Source organism: Chitinilyticum litopenaei DSM 21440 (assembly GCF_000428145.1).
Taxonomy (GTDB): domain Bacteria; phylum Pseudomonadota; class Gammaproteobacteria; order Burkholderiales; family Chitinibacteraceae; genus Chitinilyticum; species Chitinilyticum litopenaei.
On the sequence record NZ_ATZJ01000023.1, the window covers coordinates 44044 to 61333 of the forward strand.

12 protein-coding genes and 1 tRNA gene are annotated in these 17290 nt (G+C 62.3%); 8 read left to right on the plus strand and 5 right to left on the minus strand.

Annotated features, from left to right (window positions below; all coding sequences use genetic code 11):
- Positions 1–82 precede the first annotated feature (82 nt).
- Entirely contained in the window at positions 83–715 is a 633-nt protein-coding gene (locus C515_RS0110440; RefSeq protein WP_211234038.1) for a bifunctional 4-hydroxy-2-oxoglutarate aldolase/2-dehydro-3-deoxy-phosphogluconate aldolase, read from the minus strand.
- Positions 716–786: 71 nt separating this feature from the next.
- A complete protein-coding gene (gene edd, locus C515_RS0110445; RefSeq protein ID WP_028455490.1) occupies positions 787–2610 on the minus strand; it encodes a phosphogluconate dehydratase in 1824 nt (607 codons plus the stop codon).
- A gap of 312 nt (positions 2611–2922) precedes the next feature.
- Here edd and zwf point away from each other — a divergent pair, with 312 nt between their 5' ends.
- The 7 genes from zwf (at position 2923) to lpdA (ending at position 14268) form a co-directional block, all read left to right on the plus strand.
- Positions 2923–4377 carry a glucose-6-phosphate dehydrogenase gene (gene zwf / locus C515_RS0110450; RefSeq protein WP_028455491.1) on the plus strand — a complete coding sequence of 485 codons (1455 nt, stop codon included), beginning with the start codon at positions 2923–2925 and terminating at the stop codon, positions 4375–4377.
- A gap of 77 nt (positions 4378–4454) precedes the next feature.
- Positions 4455–5153, plus strand: coding sequence for a 6-phosphogluconolactonase (pgl, locus tag C515_RS0110455; RefSeq protein ID WP_028455492.1), 699 nt, complete (start codon positions 4455–4457; stop codon positions 5151–5153).
- A 92-nt stretch (positions 5154–5245) separates the two neighbouring features.
- Entirely contained in the window at positions 5246–6091 is an 846-nt protein-coding gene (hexR, locus tag C515_RS0110460) for a transcriptional regulator HexR (protein WP_028455493.1), read from the plus strand.
- A gap of 76 nt (positions 6092–6167) precedes the next feature.
- Positions 6168–7814 (plus strand): glucose-6-phosphate isomerase, encoded by a 1647-nt coding sequence (pgi, locus tag C515_RS0110465; RefSeq protein ID WP_028455494.1) that lies wholly within the window; start codon positions 6168–6170, stop codon positions 7812–7814.
- A gap of 122 nt (positions 7815–7936) precedes the next feature.
- A complete protein-coding gene (gene aceE / locus C515_RS0110470) occupies positions 7937–10597 on the plus strand; it encodes a pyruvate dehydrogenase (acetyl-transferring), homodimeric type (protein WP_028455495.1) in 2661 nt (886 codons plus the stop codon).
- A gap of 113 nt (positions 10598–10710) precedes the next feature.
- Entirely contained in the window at positions 10711–12393 is a 1683-nt protein-coding gene (gene aceF / locus C515_RS0110475; RefSeq protein WP_028455496.1) for a dihydrolipoyllysine-residue acetyltransferase, read from the plus strand.
- 78 nt (positions 12394–12471) lie between these two features.
- Positions 12472–14268, plus strand: coding sequence for a dihydrolipoyl dehydrogenase (lpdA, locus tag C515_RS0110480; RefSeq protein WP_028455497.1), 1797 nt, complete (start codon positions 12472–12474; stop codon positions 14266–14268).
- Positions 14269–14576: 308 nt separating this feature from the next.
- Here lpdA and C515_RS0110485 read toward each other — a convergent pair whose 3' ends face one another.
- Positions 14577–15323 (minus strand): c-type cytochrome, encoded by a 747-nt coding sequence (locus tag C515_RS0110485; protein ID WP_028455498.1) that lies wholly within the window; start codon positions 15321–15323, stop codon positions 14577–14579.
- Positions 15324–15479: 156 nt separating this feature from the next.
- Here C515_RS0110485 and C515_RS0110490 point away from each other — a divergent pair.
- Positions 15480–15556: transfer RNA gene (locus C515_RS0110490), tRNA-Arg, on the plus strand.
- 789 nt (positions 15557–16345) lie between these two features.
- On the opposite strand, the gene C515_RS0110495 is transcribed toward C515_RS0110490, so the two are convergent.
- Positions 16346–17023 (minus strand): hypothetical protein, encoded by a 678-nt coding sequence (locus C515_RS0110495; RefSeq protein WP_028455499.1) that lies wholly within the window; start codon positions 17021–17023, stop codon positions 16346–16348.
- A partial coding sequence (locus C515_RS24385) for a hypothetical protein (protein ID WP_211234039.1) occupies positions 17010–17290 on the minus strand: 281 nt, incomplete at its 5' end. The genes C515_RS24385 and C515_RS0110495, both read right to left, overlap by 14 nt.

Here is a 17290-nt window from a genome sequence, read left to right on the forward strand (position 1 = left end):
TGTTGCAGCGCGACAAGACGAAGCCTGATTCTAGCAGGATGCCGGCCCATGCCAAGCGCATGCGCCGGCCGGATGCGGAGAATTACGGACGCAGCGCAGCCGCTTCGCTGGCGAGCTTGGTAATGGCAGCCCAGTCGCCGGCCTTGACGGCGTCTTTCGGGCACAGCCAGGAACCACCGACGCAGCCGACGTTCGGCAGTGCGAGCAGCTTCGGGGCAGACTCCAGCGACACACCGCCAGTCGGACAGAACAGCACCTGGGGCAGCGGACCGCCCAGTGCCTTCAGCATGGCCAGGCCACCAGCCTGCTCGGCCGGGAACAGCTTCATCGCATCAAAGCCTTCTTCCATGGCGGCAATCACTTCGGAAGCGGTATGCACGCCCGGCAGCAGGGGCATGCCGGCTTCGCGGGCGGCCGCAGCCAGTTTCGGGGTCAGACCCGGCGTCACGGCGAACTTGGCGCCAGCAGCCTTGGCCTGTTCGAACTGCTCGGGGCGCACCACGGTTCCCACGCCAACGATGGCGTCCGGTACGGCATCGGCAATCGCCTTGACCGCCTCGAGCGCCACCGGCGTGCGCAGGGTGACTTCCAGCACCTTGATGCCACCGGCTACCAGGGCCTTCGCCAGCGGCACGGCTGTATCCAGGTCCTCAATCACGATGACCGGCATCACCGGGCAGGAACGCATGATCTGTTTGATATCCATCGAGCTCATCTCTTCTGAAGGGTTGGTCAACAGGCCTTATGCCCGGCCTGCCTTGTCGTTATTGCAAATCAGAGGGCATATCAGTGGGCCAGGCCCAGGGAAATCGCACCTTCCTCGGCACCGGTGGCAGCGGCGCGGAAGCTGGCGAACAACTCACGGCCCATGCCGTGGCCATTCTTGGCCATATCAGCGCTAGCAACGTCGCGCGCATTCCATTCGGCTGCATCAACCTTGGCGATCAGGTCGCCGGTTTCGGCATCCAGGCGAATCACGTCGCCGGTGCGAACCTTGCCAAGCGGCCCACCGGAAACGACTTCCGGGGTGATGTGGATGGCAGCCGGCACCTTGCCCGACGCGCCGGACATGCGGCCATCGGTCACCAGCGCGACCTTGAAACCGCGATCCTGCAGCACGCCCAGCGCCGGAGTCAGCTTGTGCAGTTCCGGCATGCCGTTGGCGCGCGGCCCCTGGAAGCGCAGCACGACGATCACATCCTTTTCCAGCTCGCCACGCTTGAAGGCAGCCAGCACATCGTCCTGGTCGTCAAACACGATGGCGGGCGCTTCGACCACGCGATGCTCAGGCGCCACGGCGGACACCTTGATCACCGCGCGACCGAGATTGCCGGCCAGCAGCTTGGTGCCGCCATCGGCCGAGAACGGGTTGCTGGCCGGACGCAGGACGCTGTCATCGCCGCTCTGCACAGGAGCAGGACGCCAGATCGCTTCGCCATTTTCGAGGAAGGGCTCGTCGGCATAATGGCGCAGGCCGTGACCGGCGACGGTCCATACGTCTTCGTGCAGCAGGCCGGCATCCAGCAGCTCACGGATCAGGTAGCCCATGCCGCCTGCGGCGTGGAAATGGTTCACGTCGGCCGAGCCATTCGGGTACACCTTGGCCAGCAGGGGGATGATGGCGGAGAGGTCGTTGAAATCCGACCAGTCGATAATGATGCCGGCGGCGCGGGCAATCGCGATCAGGTGGATGGTATGGTTGGTCGAGCCGCCGGTCGCGAGCAGGCCGATGATGCCGTTGACGATGGCCTTTTCATCGATGACCTGGCCAATCGGGATGTACTCATTGCCCAGTGCGGTGATCGCCGCGGCGCGCTTGGCGGCGGCGCGGGTCAGCGCGTCACGCAGCTCGGTACCCGGATTGGTGAACGCGGCACCCGGCAGGTGCAGGCCCATGATTTCCATCAGCATCTGGTTGGAGTTGGCCGTACCGTAGAAGGTACAGGTGCCGGCGCCGTGGTAGCTGCCCTCTTCCGAAGCCAGCAGCGCTTCGCGGCCGACCTTGCCTTCGGCGAACAGCTGGCGGGTCTTGGCCTTTTCCTTGTTGGAAATGCCGGATGTCATCGGGCCGGCCGGCACGAAAATCGTCGGCAGGTGGCTGAACTGCAGCGCACCGATCAAGAGGCCCGGAACGATCTTGTCGCAGACACCCAGGCACAGCGTGGCATCGAACATATTGTGCGACAGCGCCACGGCAGTCGACATGGCGATCACGTCGCGGCTGAACAGCGACAGCTCCATCCCCGGCTGGCCTTGCGTCACGCCGTCGCACATGGCCGGAACACCGCCGGCGAACTGCGCGGTGGCGCCGGCTGCGTGCGCGGCAGCCTTGATGATGGCGGGGAATGTTTCGAAGGGCTGGTGCGCCGACAGCATCTCGTTGTAGGCCGAGACGATGGCGAGATTGGGCTGGCGCATTTCGCGCAACATGATCTTGTCGGTTTCCGGCATCGCCGCCCAGGCGTGCGCCTGATTGGTACAGGCCAGACCCTTGCGCACCGGCTCCTTGCTGGCTGCCGCGGCCATGCGTTCCAGATAGCGGGAGCGGGACGACTTGCTGCGGGCAATGATGCGGTCGGTGACTTCGGCCAGGCGGGGATGCAGGGGCATGGGTGACTCCGGGTTCAGTAGGGTGGATGCCCAAGTTGTGGCATCGCTGACAATGAGCGTAGTTTTACTACAATCGACTGTCTGCGGCAACCAGTAAACACTGTATTTGGCTGGTATTGCAGTGCAGCAAAACCCCAACAGGACAGGGGCTTGCCAGCCGATACGGGGCCTGCACAGACATTCGCCGCTCTGCGCATTTCCGTTTGCGCCTGCACGACCCCATGTAGTAGGATTACAACGACTTACGCCCGCAGCAGGGCCTGCCCGGCTCACGGTGAATGCTGCCGGAAATACAAGGAAAGGGATTCGACGATGACCGCAATTCAAGCTTTCGACATGGTGCTGTTCGGTGGCACCGGTGACCTGGTAATGCGCAAACTGCTGCCGGCGCTCTACCATCAACACCAGGATGGCAACCTGCCGGCCGAGGGCCGCATCATCTGTCTGGGCCGCAGCGCCTCCGACACCGCCGCCTACCTTGCCAAGGCTCAGGGCCTGGCCAAGGGCTACCTCGGCAAGGCCTATAACGACGCCGACTGGGAAAGCTTTGCGGCCCGCGTGCTGTTTCACAAGGTCGACGCTGGCAACCCGGATGACTTCGTCGCACTGGCCGAAACACTGAATCAGTACACCGACCGCACCCGCGTGTATTACCTCTCCACCGCCTCCAGCCTGTTTGCAGCCATCTGCAAGAATCTGGCCGATGCCGGTCTCAATACCGAGAATTCCCGCGTCGTACTCGAAAAACCCCTGGGTCACGACCTCGAATCGGCCAACAAGATCAACGACGATGTCGGCATCTACTTCCAGGAACACCAGATTTACCGCATCGACCACTATCTGGGCAAGGAGCCGGTGCTGAACCTGATCGCACTGCGTTTTGCCAACACCCTGCTGGAACCGCTGTGGCGCCGCGAATGGATTCGCGACGTGCAGATCACCGTAACCGAGCAGGTGGGTGTCGAAACCCGCGCCGACTTCTACGACAAGGCCGGCGCCCTGCGCGACATGATCCAGAACCACCTGATCCAGCTGATGACCATCGTGGCCATGGAGCCGCCGGCATCCATCGATGCCGACGCCGTGCGTGATGAAAAGCTCAAGGTGCTGCGTGCACTGAAGCCGCTGACCCAGGAAACCCTGCACACCCACGTGGTGCGCGGGCAATACCGCGCCGGCGCCGTCGCCGGCAAGCCGGTGCCGGGCTATCTGGAAGAACCGGGCGTGCCTGCCAATTCACACACCGAAACATTTGTGGCGCTCAAGGCCGAAATCCAGACCTGGCGCTGGGCTGGCGTTCCCTTCTTCCTGCGCACCGGCAAGCGCCTGCAGGACCGCATCGCCGAAATCGTGATCAATTTCCGCGAAGCGCCGACGTCGATTTTCGGCAAGGTTGCCACGGGCGCCAACAAGCTGGTGATCCGCCTGCAGCCGGACGAATACGTCCGCATGTATCTGCTGGCCAAGGAGCCGGGCAACCGCCCGCGCCTGCGCCAGGTGCATCTGGATCTCGACTTCAAGGAAATCTTCACCACCCGTTCGCCGGAAGCCTACGAGCGCCTGCTGATGGACGTCATCCGTGGCGATCTGTCGCTGTTCGTGCGCCGCGACGAACAGCGCGCAGCCTGGAAGTGGGTCGAGCCCATCCTCGACTACTGGGAAAGCAGCAGCGAGCCGCCGAAACCCTATACCGCCGGCACCTGGGGCCCGGCTGCCTCGTCGGCGCTGCTGTCGCGCGATGGCCTGTGCTGGCACGAAGAAGCCTGATCGGCATACAACCCGTACGCCCCGCGTACGGGTTTTCCCCTATACGTGCTAGACTCGCACCCCGGAGGTAACTTTTCATGTCACTGACATGGCATCAATTTCCCCAGAAAGAAGAACTGGACCAGCAACTGGCGAACTTCATCGCCGAACGCCTGCGCACCGCACTGGCCAGCCAGCCGCGCGCCAGCCTTGCCGTATCGGGCGGCCGTACGCCGGCCGGCATGTTCCGCTGCCTGCGCGACATGGAACTGGACTGGGAACGCGTCGACCTCACGCTGGTTGATGACCGCTGGGTACCCAATGACCATGCCGACAGCAACGAACGCCTGACCCGCGAAAACCTGCTTTGCGGCCGCGCCGCAGCAGCCCGCTTTTACTCCCTCGTCAGTGATGCCAGCAGCGCCCATGACGGCCTGAAAGGTATCCAGCTGAGACTCAACAGCTTCAAGACCCCCATCGACATACTCATCCTGGGTATGGGCGACGATGGCCACACGGCCTCGCTGTTTCCGCAAGCGCCCGAGCTGGAAGACGCGATGAGCAGCCCTGCTCTGCTGGCCGCGACCACGCCGGTCACCGCGCCGCACACGCGCATCACGCTGACCGCGCCCGCGATTGTCGCTGCCGGCACCGTGCTGGTGCACATCACCGGCGAGGGCAAGAAGGCACTGCTGGAAACCGCCCTGACCGAGCAAAAAGCCGAAACCGAGTTGTATCCGATCCGCCGCGTACTGGACCGTGCTGCCGACAAGGCGCATGTGTTCTGGGCAGCCTGATCCAGCCGATGCCAGCGACCCGCTTCCCATCCCCCGTCCGGCTGCCTTCCCTATCCGGGTCGGCAGCCTGCATAGGCCAGTGAGAGCCCACCATGCTCGAACGTATCAAAAGTATGCTGGACAGTTTGTCCAAGTCCGAACGCAAGGTGGCCGAATTCGTCATCGCCCAGCCCAATCTGGTCGCCAATGCCCCCATTGCCCAGATTGCCGAGCTCTCCGGTGTTTCGCAGCCCACCGTCATCCGCTTTTGCCGCTCGCTGAACTGCTCGGGCCTGCAGGATTTCAAGTTGCGCCTCACGCGCAGTCTGGTTTCCGGCGTGCCCTATGTGCACTCGATGGTGTCGGCCGATGACTCTGCGCACGATCTGGCCAAAAAGCTGTTCGACAACAACATCTCGCACCTGCTGCGCTGCCGCAACGAACTCGATACCGAGGCGCTGGAACGCGCGATCAAGGTGCTCTCAAGCACCCACAAGATCGAAGTCTGGGGTCAGGGCCAATCGGGCGCGGTGGCCATCGACGCGCAAAACAAATTTTTCCGGCTGGGCGTGCCCACCGTGGCCTACACTGACCCGCACATGCACGGCATGAGCGCCTCTATGCTGAAGCCGGGCGACGCAGTACTGGCCGTTTCCAATTCCGGCCGCACGCTGGACCTGATCCGCTCGGTGGAAATCGCTCGCGATGCCGGCGCCGACGTCATCGGCATCACGCACTCGAAGTCGCCGCTGGCCAAGCGCTGCAACATCTGCCTGTACGCCGACACGATGGAAGATCCGGATCTCTACACACCGATGATCACCCGCATCGTGCATCTGGTCATCATTGATGTACTGGCCGTCGGCGTCGCGCTCAAGCGCGGCCCGGAGCTGATCGACCAGCTGGAGAAAATGAAGCGCAACCTCAAGGAAAAACGGGTACGCGGCCATGACAGCTAGCAAACAGAACAAGAAAAGCGGCCCGAGCCGCCGAGCCACCACTCAAAAAGATACCGAAAAAAAAGGAAAGCAGTCGATGTCCTCCCTCACCCAGTCTCCGGCGTGGAAGGCGCTGGAAGCCCATTTCGAGAAGATCCAGTCGCAGCACATGCGCGAGCTGTTCGCCAGCGATCCGCATCGTTTCGAAAAATTCTCCTTTGAATCGGGCGGCCTGTTTTTCGATTACTCGAAAAACCGCGTCACCGAAGAAACCATGGCCTTGCTGTTCGATCTGGCCCGTCAGTCCGGCCTGCAGGAGCGCATCAACAAGATGTTCTCCGGTGAAAAGATCAACATCACCGAAAAGCGCGCCGTACTGCATACCGCGCTGCGCAACCTCGACAAGAACCCCATCATTGTCGACGGCGAAGACGTGATGCCCAAGGTCAATGCGGTCAAGGAGAAAATCGGCGAGTTCTCCGACAAGGTGCGCTCCGGCGAATGGCTGGGCTACACCGGCAAGGCCATCACCGACATCGTCAACATCGGCATCGGCGGCTCCGACTTGGGCCCCTTGATGGTCTGCCAGGCGCTCAAGCAATACGGTCATGCGCGCATCGCCATGCACTTCGTATCCACCGTCGATGGCGACCAGATCGTCTCCACGCTGAAGACGCTGAACCCGGAAACCACGCTGTTCATTGTCGCGTCCAAGACCTTCACCACGCAGGAAACCATCACCAACGCCAAGACCGCGCGCAAGTGGTTTGTCGCGCATTCCGGTGATGAAAAGGCGATTGCCAAGCACTTCGTCGCCGTATCGACCAATGCCAAGGCTGTGGCCGAATTCGGCATCGACACCGAAAACATGTTCGAATTCTGGGACTGGGTTGGCGGGCGCTACTCGCTGTGGTCGGCCATCGGCCTGCCCATCGCCATTTACCTGGGCAAGCACAACTACCAGGATCTGCTGCATGGCGCCTACACCATGGACCAGCATTTCCAGGGCAAGCCCTTCGAGCAGAACCTGCCGGTCATCATGGGCCTCCTTGGCGTGTGGTACACCAACTTCTTCGGCGCCAAGACCCACCTTGTATCGCCGTACAACCAGTGCCTGTATCGCTTCCCGGCCTATCTGCAGCAGCTGGACATGGAATCGAACGGCAAGACCGTCGACCTGGATGGCAAGCGTGTCGACTATGCCACCGGCCCGGTCGTGTGGGGCGACACCGGCATCAATGGCCAGCACGCCTATTACCAGTTGCTGCATCAAGGCTCGCAGCTGGTGCCGATCGACTTCATCGCCACCATCGAGCACCCGGAAATCCCGGAACCGCACAACACCATCCTGATGGCCAACTTCTTCGCGCAGACCGAAGCCTTCATGCGCGGCAAGAATGAAGCCGAGGTACGTGCGGAACTCGACAAGATGGGCATCACCGGTGAAGCGCAGGAAGCACTGGTGCCGCACAAGATCTTCGAAGGCAACCGTCCGACCAACACCATCCTGATGCAGCGCCTCACGCCGCGTCGCCTGGGTGCGCTGATCGCGCTGTACGAGCACAAGATCTTCGTGCAGGGCACGGTCTGGAACATCAACTCCTACGACCAGTGGGGCGTTGAGCTGGGCAAGCAGCTCGCCCGCGCCATCGAAGGCGATCTGACGACACCGGGCCTGACCACCGGCCACGATGCGTCAACCAATGGCCTGATCAACTATTACAAGCGGAACGCACCGCGCTAAGCCCCCTCCCCTGACCGATCGTCAGGGGCGGTTTTTATTGCCGTCCGGCCTGAACGCCAGATGGAACACGACTGCACTCGTGTATCACCCAATCAACCACTCAAAAGGTAGAGAGCACAATCATGGCAGAACAGCTTCATGATCTGGATCCCCAGGAAACGCAGGAATGGCTGGATGCGCTGGATGGCGTACTGGTCAACGAAGGTGCCGAACGCGCGCACTTTCTGGTGGAAAAACTGGTTGATCACGCCCGTCAGGACGGCGTGAACATTCCGTACACCGCAACAACGGCGTACATCAACACCATCCCTGCACACCTGCAGGCCAAGCATCCTGGCAAGCCGGATCTGGAAGAGCGCATCCTCGCGTACACGCGCTGGAATGCCGCTGCCATGGTCGCCAAGGCCAACCGCGACCCCGCCGAGCCGGGCGGCCACATCTCCTCCTTCGCTTCGGCCGCGACGCTGTACGATGTGGGCTGGAACCACTTCTGGCACGCCGCCAATGAAAACCACGGTGGCGACCTGGTGTACTTCCAGGGCCACAGCGCGCCCGGCATGTATGCCCGCGCCTATCTGGAAGGCCGCATTTCCGAAGACCAGCTCAACAAGTTCCGTCGCGAAGTCGACGGCGACGGCCTGTCCTCCTACCCGCACCCGTGGCTGATGCCGGATTTCTGGCAATTCCCCACCGTATCGATGGGCCTGGGCCCGCTGATGGCGATCTATCAGGCCCGCTTTATGAAATACCTGGACGACCGCGGCTTCAAGCAAAAGGGCGACCGCCATGTGTGGTGTTTCTGCGGCGACGGCGAAATGGACGAGCCGGAATCGCTCGGTGCAATTTCGCTGGCCGGTCGTGAAAAGCTCGACAACCTGATCTTCGTCATCAACTGCAATCTGCAGCGTCTGGATGGCCCGGTGCGCGGCAACGGCAAGATCATCCAGGAGCTGGAAGGCGACTTCCGCGGTTCGGGCTGGAACGTGATCAAGGTGGTCTGGGGCTCCGGCTGGGATGCCCTGCTGGCGCAGGACAAGAAGGGTCTGCTGCAAAAGCGCATGATGGAAGTCGTCGACGGCGAGTACCAGACCTACAAGTCGAAGAACGGCGCCTACGTGCGCGAGCATTTCTTCGGCAAGTATCCGGAGCTGCTGGATCTGGTCGCCGGCATGACCGACAACGACATCTGGAAGCTGACCCGTGGCGGCAACGACCTGTTCAAGGTCTACGCGGCCTACAAGGCGGCCGTCGAGCACAAGGGCCAGCCGACACTGCTGCTGGTCAAGACCGTCAAGGGCTTTGGCGTGGGCGCTGCGGGTGAATCGCAAAACACCGCGCACAACACCAAGAAGCTGGGCGACGATGATCTGCTGCACCTGCGCGACCGCTTCAACGTGCCGCTAACCGATGAAGAAGCCAAGGCCTGCACCTTCTATCGCCCGGCCGAGGACAGCCAGGAATACAAGTACATGATGGAACGCCGCGCAGCGCTGGGCGGCTTCATTCCGTCGCGCAAGCCGGTCGACGAGCCGCTGGAAGTGCCGGGCCTGGATGCCTTCAAGGCCATGCTGGAAAGCTCCGGCGAGCGCGAAATGTCCACCACCATGGCCTTCGTGCGCATTCTGAACACGCTCGTGAAGGACAAGCAGATCGGTCGCCGCATCGTGCCCATCGTGCCGGATGAATCCCGCACCTTCGGCATGGAAGGCATGTTCCGCCAGCTGGGCATCTGGTCGCACGTCGGCCAGCTGTACGAGCCGCAAGATGCCGACCAGCTGATGTTCTACAAGGAATCGCAGACCGGCCAGATCCTGCAGGAAGGCATCAACGAGGCCGGCGCGATGAGCGACTGGATCGCCGCAGCCACGTCGTACGCCAATCATGGCCACACCATGATTCCGTTCTACATCTACTACTCGATGTTCGGCTTCCAGCGCATCGGCGATCTGGCCTGGGCGGCGGGCGACCTGCGTGCGCGCGGCTTCCTGATCGGCGGCACTGCCGGTCGCACCACGCTGAACGGCGAAGGCCTGCAGCACCAGGACGGCCACGGCCACCTGTTTGCCGAGTTCATCCCGAGCTGCATTTCCTATGATCCGACCTTCGCCTACGAGCTGGCCGTGATCGTGCAGGACGGCATGCGCCGCATGTATCAGAACCAGGAAAACATCTACTACTACCTGTCGGTGATGAACGAAAACTACACCCACCCGGCCATGCCGGCAGGTGCGGAAGAAGGCATCCTGAAGGGCATGTACCTGTTCAGGGAAGGCGACAAGAAGGCCAAGCTGAAGGTGCAGCTGCTGGGTTCCGGCACCATCTTCCGCGAAGTGATCGCGGCGGCCGAGCTGCTGAAGGCCGACTTCGACGTTGACGCCGACATCTGGTCCTGCCCCAGCTTCAACGAGCTGCGCCGCGACGGCCAGGCCGCCGTGCGCCACAACCTGCTGAACCCGGCCGGCACCGAGCAGGTGCCCTATGTGACCCAGCTGCTGAACGGCCGCCAGGGTCCGGTGATTGCCTCGACCGACTACAAGCGCACCTACGCCGACCAGATCCGCGAATACGTGCCGGGCAAGTATGTCGTGCTGGGCTGCGACGGTTATGGCCGCTCCGATTCTCGTCAGGCGCTGCGCCGCTTCTTCGAGGTCGACCGCTACTATGTGGCCGTCGCCGCACTGAAGGCACTGGCCGACGAAGGCAAGATTGGCAAGGATGTCGTGGCCCGCGCCATCGAAAAGTACGGCATCAACGCGGCGAAACCGGCGCCGTGGACTGTGTAAAGACGTGAGGCGTGAAGCAAGGGCAAGGGTATACCCCTTCTGCCCTTGCCCATCGCGAGCCAGGGACACATACCCCTCACACCTCACTCCTCACCCCTCACAGGATTTAGAACATGAGCAACCTGATTGAACTGAAAGTACCGGACATCGGTGGCCACGAGAACGTGGACGTGATCGAGGTCATGGTCAATGTTGGCGATAGCATCGAAGTCGAGCAATCGCTGATCACGCTGGAAACCGACAAGGCCACCATGGAAGTACCGGCCAGCCATGCTGGCGTGGTCAAGGAAGTCCGCATCAAGGTCGGCGACAAGGTCTCCGAAGGCAGCGTCGTGGTCGTGGTGGAAGCCAGTGCCACCGCCGCTGCACCGGCACCGGCCGCTGCAGCCGCCGCACCCGCTCCTGCCGCCGCACCCGCTCCTGCCGCCGCAGCCCCTGCTGCAGCCCCCGTGGCAGCCCCTGCTCCGGCTGCTGCACCCGCTGCCGCAGGCAGTATCGAGGTCAAGGTGCCGGACATCGGCAACTTCGACGCCGTCGAAGTCATCGAGGTCAACGTCAAGGTCGGCGACACCATCGCCATCGACGACAGCCTGATCACGCTGGAATCCGACAAGGCCAGCATGGAAGTGCCGTCCAACGCCGCCGGCGTGGTCGAGAGCATCGTCGTCAAGGTCGGCGACAAGGTACGCGAAGGCAGCCTGATCCTGATCGTCAAGGGCAGCGGCGCTGGCGCCGCCGCTCCGGCCGCTGCCGCTGCCGCCCCGGCAGCTGCGCCCGCCGCAGCTCCGGTTGCCGCCCCTGCGGCTGCCGCAGCACCGGCTCCGGTCGCCGTCAGCGCCCCGGCCAAGGTCGACGACGCCGCCTTCATCAAGGCGCACGCCTCGCCGTCGGTACGCCGCTTTGCGCGCGAACTGGGTGTCGATCTGGCCAAGGTGGCCGGCAAGGGCGCCAAGGGCCGCATCCTGCACGAAGACGTGCAGGCCTATGTGAAGGCCGTGATGAGCGGCACCGCCGCTGCGCCGGTCGTGGCCGCCGCCGCTGCCGTTGGCGTGTCCGCCGGCGGTCTGGACCTGCTGCCGTGGCCGAAGGTCGACTTCGCCAAGTTCGGCGAAATCGAAGTCAAGCCGCTGTCGCGCATCAAGAAGATTTCCGGGGCGAACCTGCACCGCAACTGGGTGATGATCCCGCACGTGACGTTCAACGACGAGTGCGACATCACCGAGCTGGAAGACTTCCGCAAGACCATCGGCAAGGAATGGGAAAAGTCGGGCCTGAAGCTGTCGCCGCTGGCCTTCATCATCAAGGCCGCCGCCGAAGCGCTGAAAGCCTTCCCGGAATTCAACGCCTCGCTGGATGGCGACAACCTGGTGCTGAAGAAGTACTACCACATCGGCTTTGCCGCCGACACGCCGAATGGCCTGGTGGTTCCGGTGATCAAGGATGTCGACCAGAAGGGCCTGAAGCAGATTTCCAAGGAGCTGACCGAGCTGTCCGGCCTGGCGCGCGAAGGCAAGCTGAAGCCGACCGACATGCAGGGCGCGACGTTCACGATTTCGTCACTCGGCGGCATTGGCGGCACCAGCTTCACGCCGATCGTGAATGCGCCGGAAGTGGCCATCCTCGGGGTGTGCAAGAGCCAGATCAAGCCGGTGTGGAATGGCAAGGAGTTCGCCCCGCGCCTGATGTGCCCGCTGTCGCTGTCCTTCGATCACCGCGTGATCGATGGCGCCGCCGCCGGCCGCTTCACCGTCTACCTGGGCAAGCTGCTGTCCGACGTTCGCCGTCTGGTTCTGTGAGGATGACCATGCAGGGTATTGGCTGCCAGCCAATGCCCTGCATTGCTTCTCACGTCATACCCATCACAGGATGCAAACATGAGCAATCTGATTGAACTCAAAGTGCCGGACATTGGTGGCCACGAGAACGTGGACATCATCGAAGTGTTCGTGAACGTGGGCGACACCGTCGCCGTGGAAGACAGCCTGATCACACTGGAAACCGACAAGGCAACCATGGAAGTGCCGGCCAGCCACGCCGGTGTCATCAAGGAACTGAAGGTCAAGGTTGGCGACAAGATTTCCGAAGGCGGCGTGATTGCGCTGGTGGAAGCCGCCGGCGCCGCCGAGGCCAAGCCTGCCGCCGCTGCCCCGGCACCGGCAGCAGCTCCGGTGGCCGCACCTGCTGCGCCCGCCGCCCCGCAAGTGGCGCCGGTTGCCGGCAGCTACAGCGGAGCGGTTGATCTGGAAGTCGACATGCTGGTGCTCGGCGCCGGTCCTGGTGGCTATTCCGCCGCCTTCCGCGCAGCCGATCTGGGCATGAAGACCGTGCTGGTCGAACGTTACGGCACGCTGGGTGGCGTGTGCCTGAACGTGGGCTGCATTCCGTCCAAGGCGCTGCTGCACAACGCGGCGGTGATCGACGAAGTGGCCCACCTCGCGTCCAACGGCATCAAGTTCGGCAAGCCGGAAGTGGATATCGACGCGCTGCGCGGCTACAAGGAAAAGGTCATCAACAAGCTCACCGGCGGCCTCGCCGGCATGGCCAAGATGCGCAAGGTCGAGCACGTGCGCGGCATCGGCAACTTCCTCGATGCCTACCACATGGAAGTCCAGCTTTCCTCGGGCACCGGCAAGGACCTGACCGGCGAGAAGAAGGTCATCAAATTCAAGCAGGCCATCATCGCTGCCGGTTCGCAAGCGGTGAAGCTGCCCTTCATCCCGAATGACCCGCGCATCGTCGATTCGACCGGCGCACTGGAACTGAAGAGCGTTCCCAAGCGCATGCTGATCATCGGCGGCGGCATCATCGGCCTGGAAATGGGCACCGTGTATTCCACGCTGGGCGCGCGCCTCGATGTGGTCGAACTGTCCAATGGCCTGATGCAGGGCGCGGATCGCGATCTGGTCAAGGTCTGGCAGGACTGGAACAAGCACCGCTTCGACAACATCATGCTGGAATCGAAGACCACGTCGATTGAGCCGAAGGAAGACGGCGTCTGGGTCACCTTCGAAGGCCCGAAAGTGCCGGAAGGCCCGCAATGCTACGATCTGGTGCTGTACTCCACCGGTCGCGCACCGAACGGCAAGAAGATCGGCGCCGACAAGGCTGGCGTGTATGTTGACGAGCGCGGCTTCATTCCCACCGACCGCCAGATGCGCACCAATGTGCCGCACATCTTCGCCATTGGCGACATCATCGGCCAGCCGATGCTGGCGCACAAGGCGGTGCATGAAGCACACGTTGCCGCGGAAAATGCCGCCGGCCACAAGGCCTTCTTCGACGCGCGCGTGATCCCGGGCGTGGCCTACACCGATCCGGAAGTGGCATGGGTCGGCCTTACCGAAGACCAGGCCAAGAAGGATGGCATCAAGATCACCAAGGGCGTCTTCCCGTGGGCGGCGTCCGGCCGTGCGATCGCCAACGGCCGCGACGAAGGCTTCACCAAGCTGATCTTCGACGCTGAAAACGGCCAGATCCTCGGCGGCGCGATTGTTGGCCCGCACGCCGGCGACATGATCGGCGAAGTGTGCCTGGGCATCGAAATGGGCGCGGACGCAGTGGATATCGGCAAGACCATCCACCCGCACCCGACCATGGGCGAATCGATCGGCATGGCCGCCGAAGTCGCCAAGGGCGTGTGTACCGACCTGCCGCCGCAGCGCAAGAAGTAAGCGCCAAGTCGCTCTGGCAATAAAAAAACCGCAGCCAAGGCTGCGGTTTTTTTTATTGCGCCCTCGCATACATCAAGATGTAATAGCCTGAAACCCAATCAGGCATTCGCATACAGTGATATACCCGTCAAGCAGCAATCCCCCACTCCCTGCCTATCGGCTCCCGCCTGGCAGGGCTGGCTGATGGCCGACTCAGCCGGACAGCACTGCTGACATGTCACTGCCCCTTCCTCCACAGCCATACGGTTCATGCCTAAACAAAAACGGCAGCCGAAGCTGCCGTTTTTGTCGAATCCGGTCTTACTGGATTACTTGCTCTGGTTGATCATGTACAGGGCTGCTGCCTTGAACTCTTCATCGCTGCCCTGATAGCCACCCTTGGCCGGCATGGCATTCTTGGCGTTTTTCGTGACATTGGCGATCATCGCATCGACATCCTTGATGCGCGGCGCCCAGGCGGCCTTGTCGCCGGGCTTTGGTGCGCCACTCACGCCGGTGGCGTGACAGGCCATGCAGACCTGGCCATAGATTTCCTTGCCCTTGGTCGCCGGATCAGCGGCAGCTACTGCGCCGGAAGCCACTTTCGGCTCCTCAAAGCTGGCTCCCGCTTTGTTGGCCATGAAAGCCACGGCGCGCTTCACTTCATCGTCCGTCAGGTCCGCGCCGCCGCCACGCGCCGGCATGGCATTGAAGCCTTCGATGGCATGCTTGGACAGTGTGTCAAAGCCCTTGGCGATGCGCGAACTCCAGGCCGCCACATCCTCAAACTTCGGCGCGCCCTGGGCGCCCGTGGCATGACAGGAGAAACACAGTGATTCATACACGGCCTGGCCAGAGCGAGTGCCCGGTGCGCCGCCTTCCACCACCTTTTCCGTACCGACCTGGGCAATCCGGGCATTCACGGCGGATGCGGTCATCGTCGGACGAGAAAAATCAACGCCGCTACCGGAGGTGAACACCTTGAAAAGCAGATAGCCCAGCGCCACGACGCCCGCTACCAGTACCAGAATCAGGCCCCCGAGGCCTTTGCCCGCTGCTCCGTTGGAACCGCCCATGCTGCATCCCTTTTAAACTGTTGAATTATTCGTTACGGGGGCAAAATACCCCTGTGTGGCAACGGGCGATTATACTGGGAAACCGACAGCCTAGAAACCGCCAAGACAGTGGACGTCTCGCGGCAAACACGCTAACATCGCCAGCCTTGTCAGTGTGCACCCATAGCTCAGTTGGATAGAGTGTCAGTTTCCGAAGCTGAAGGTCGCAGGTTCGATCCCTGCTGGGTGCGCCAATAAAATCAACGGATTACACGCAAATCGCTGTAGCCCGTTTGTTTTTGCATCCCCGAGAATTGATGGGCTTATACGTGGGCTTATACACGCCTTGCCGCTAGGGCTGGGTTTCTCCTGTGCGATTTGCTCGCCCCCCCACCTCGCACAGCGTCGCACACCCGGCGCACATCGCCGCATTGCCGGCCTTGATGCCCCTTGCTAAATTGGCAAAGCGCCCCGACTGTGGGGTTGACGTGGGGTTCGTCCAGTCAACCCACTCAATCCCGGATTTTTCCGGGGCCTACCTTTCGGGGCGCATTCTCTCTTCGCCTTTGCCAGCTCACCCCGCACCGCCTGATCCTTGGCTAACCCTAGCCATGCCTCGTTGCAATCTCGCTGCACCCAGGCCATGACCCTTACCCCTCAGCTTGAGGGTCAGCAGTCGAATTGATGGCTTGCCCGCGCAAAAAACCCGCCACGGTGCTTGGCGTAATAGGTCAGCACCAGTCACACAGGGCGGTAACTACCGGAAAGCAGGCGGAAAACCGTCGTGCCAGCAGTCCCCCAGCTTCGCACTGCCTCGCGCGCGCGCGTAGGGGGTGCGAACCGAGTGCGTACTTATTGCCTTCGCATTCAACGCCAACCCTTGGCAATGCTAGGGTTGAGCTTGGTTTGCAGTGAATTTGCTGCACACGATGCACTTCGCACTGCGTACCAGCCGAAATCACCATCAGCACCTCGCGCGCGTAGAGGGTGGAAACCGTGGAAACCTCACTGGAAACCGCCGCCCTGGATACCAGCGCCCACGGTCAGCGGCACGCGGCAATCTCCTTCAGCGCTTTGTAGGCAATGCGGCGGCGCTTGCCGGCCAGCCACACGGCAGCCAGGTAATTGCCGGTCAGTGCGTCCTGCCCGTCCATGCTCAGGAACAGGCAGGGCGTGCCGGTCGGCAGTTCGCCCACATCCACGAACCGGCAGGGCCGGCAAAGCCTGTGCGTGCTGTCGGACAGGCTGGCATGCATGGCTCCCAGCATCTGCTCGGCTTCCTGCTTGCGCTCGGCAGTGGCCTGCCGCGTGGCCTGCATGTTCGCCCTCCCCCTTGCCCGCCTGAGCTGCTGACGGCGCATCGGGGACAGATCAGCCCATGCCGAGTCATCGCTGTTCTCGTAGCCCTCCGGCTCCACCCATACCCCCACGCCCCCCGCTTCGTCCTCCGGCTCGATGACGGGCAGCGGCTCAGGTTCCGGCAAGGGCAGGCCAGCGCCAGCCAGCGCAATCCGCGTAGTGACGGCGGGCAGGATGTCGACCAGTGGGCGCAGTGTTTCCTTACAGCCTTGCAGGTAGGCCAGCAGGTCGGGCTTGTGCTGACGAATCAGCGCGGCCTGCTCCGGGGTGGGGCGCGGGCTGACCTTCAAGCCGCCATCATCGGACAGCGCCAGCGACAAACCCGCGCCGGTCAGGGTGGCGAGCAGGTCAGAAGATTTCATAGTCCACCCCCTCGATTTCGATGCTGTTTTCTTTTCTCTCGGCTGTTTGGGGTGTTTCTCCCTCTAGAACTCTAGAACCCGCATGGTTATTGACCTTCAGCGGTTTTCCTCCCTCTAGAGGGCTGGGGGTTCTAGAGTCAGAAAAACGGCTGTAACCCGCGTGGTTATTGGCGTCTAGAGTTCTAGAGGGAGATTTTCCGGAATCAGCCGGAGAAAGAAAAGAAAGCCCGTCGTCCTGCTGCTGGTGTTGGTTGGGGGGTGGAAAAT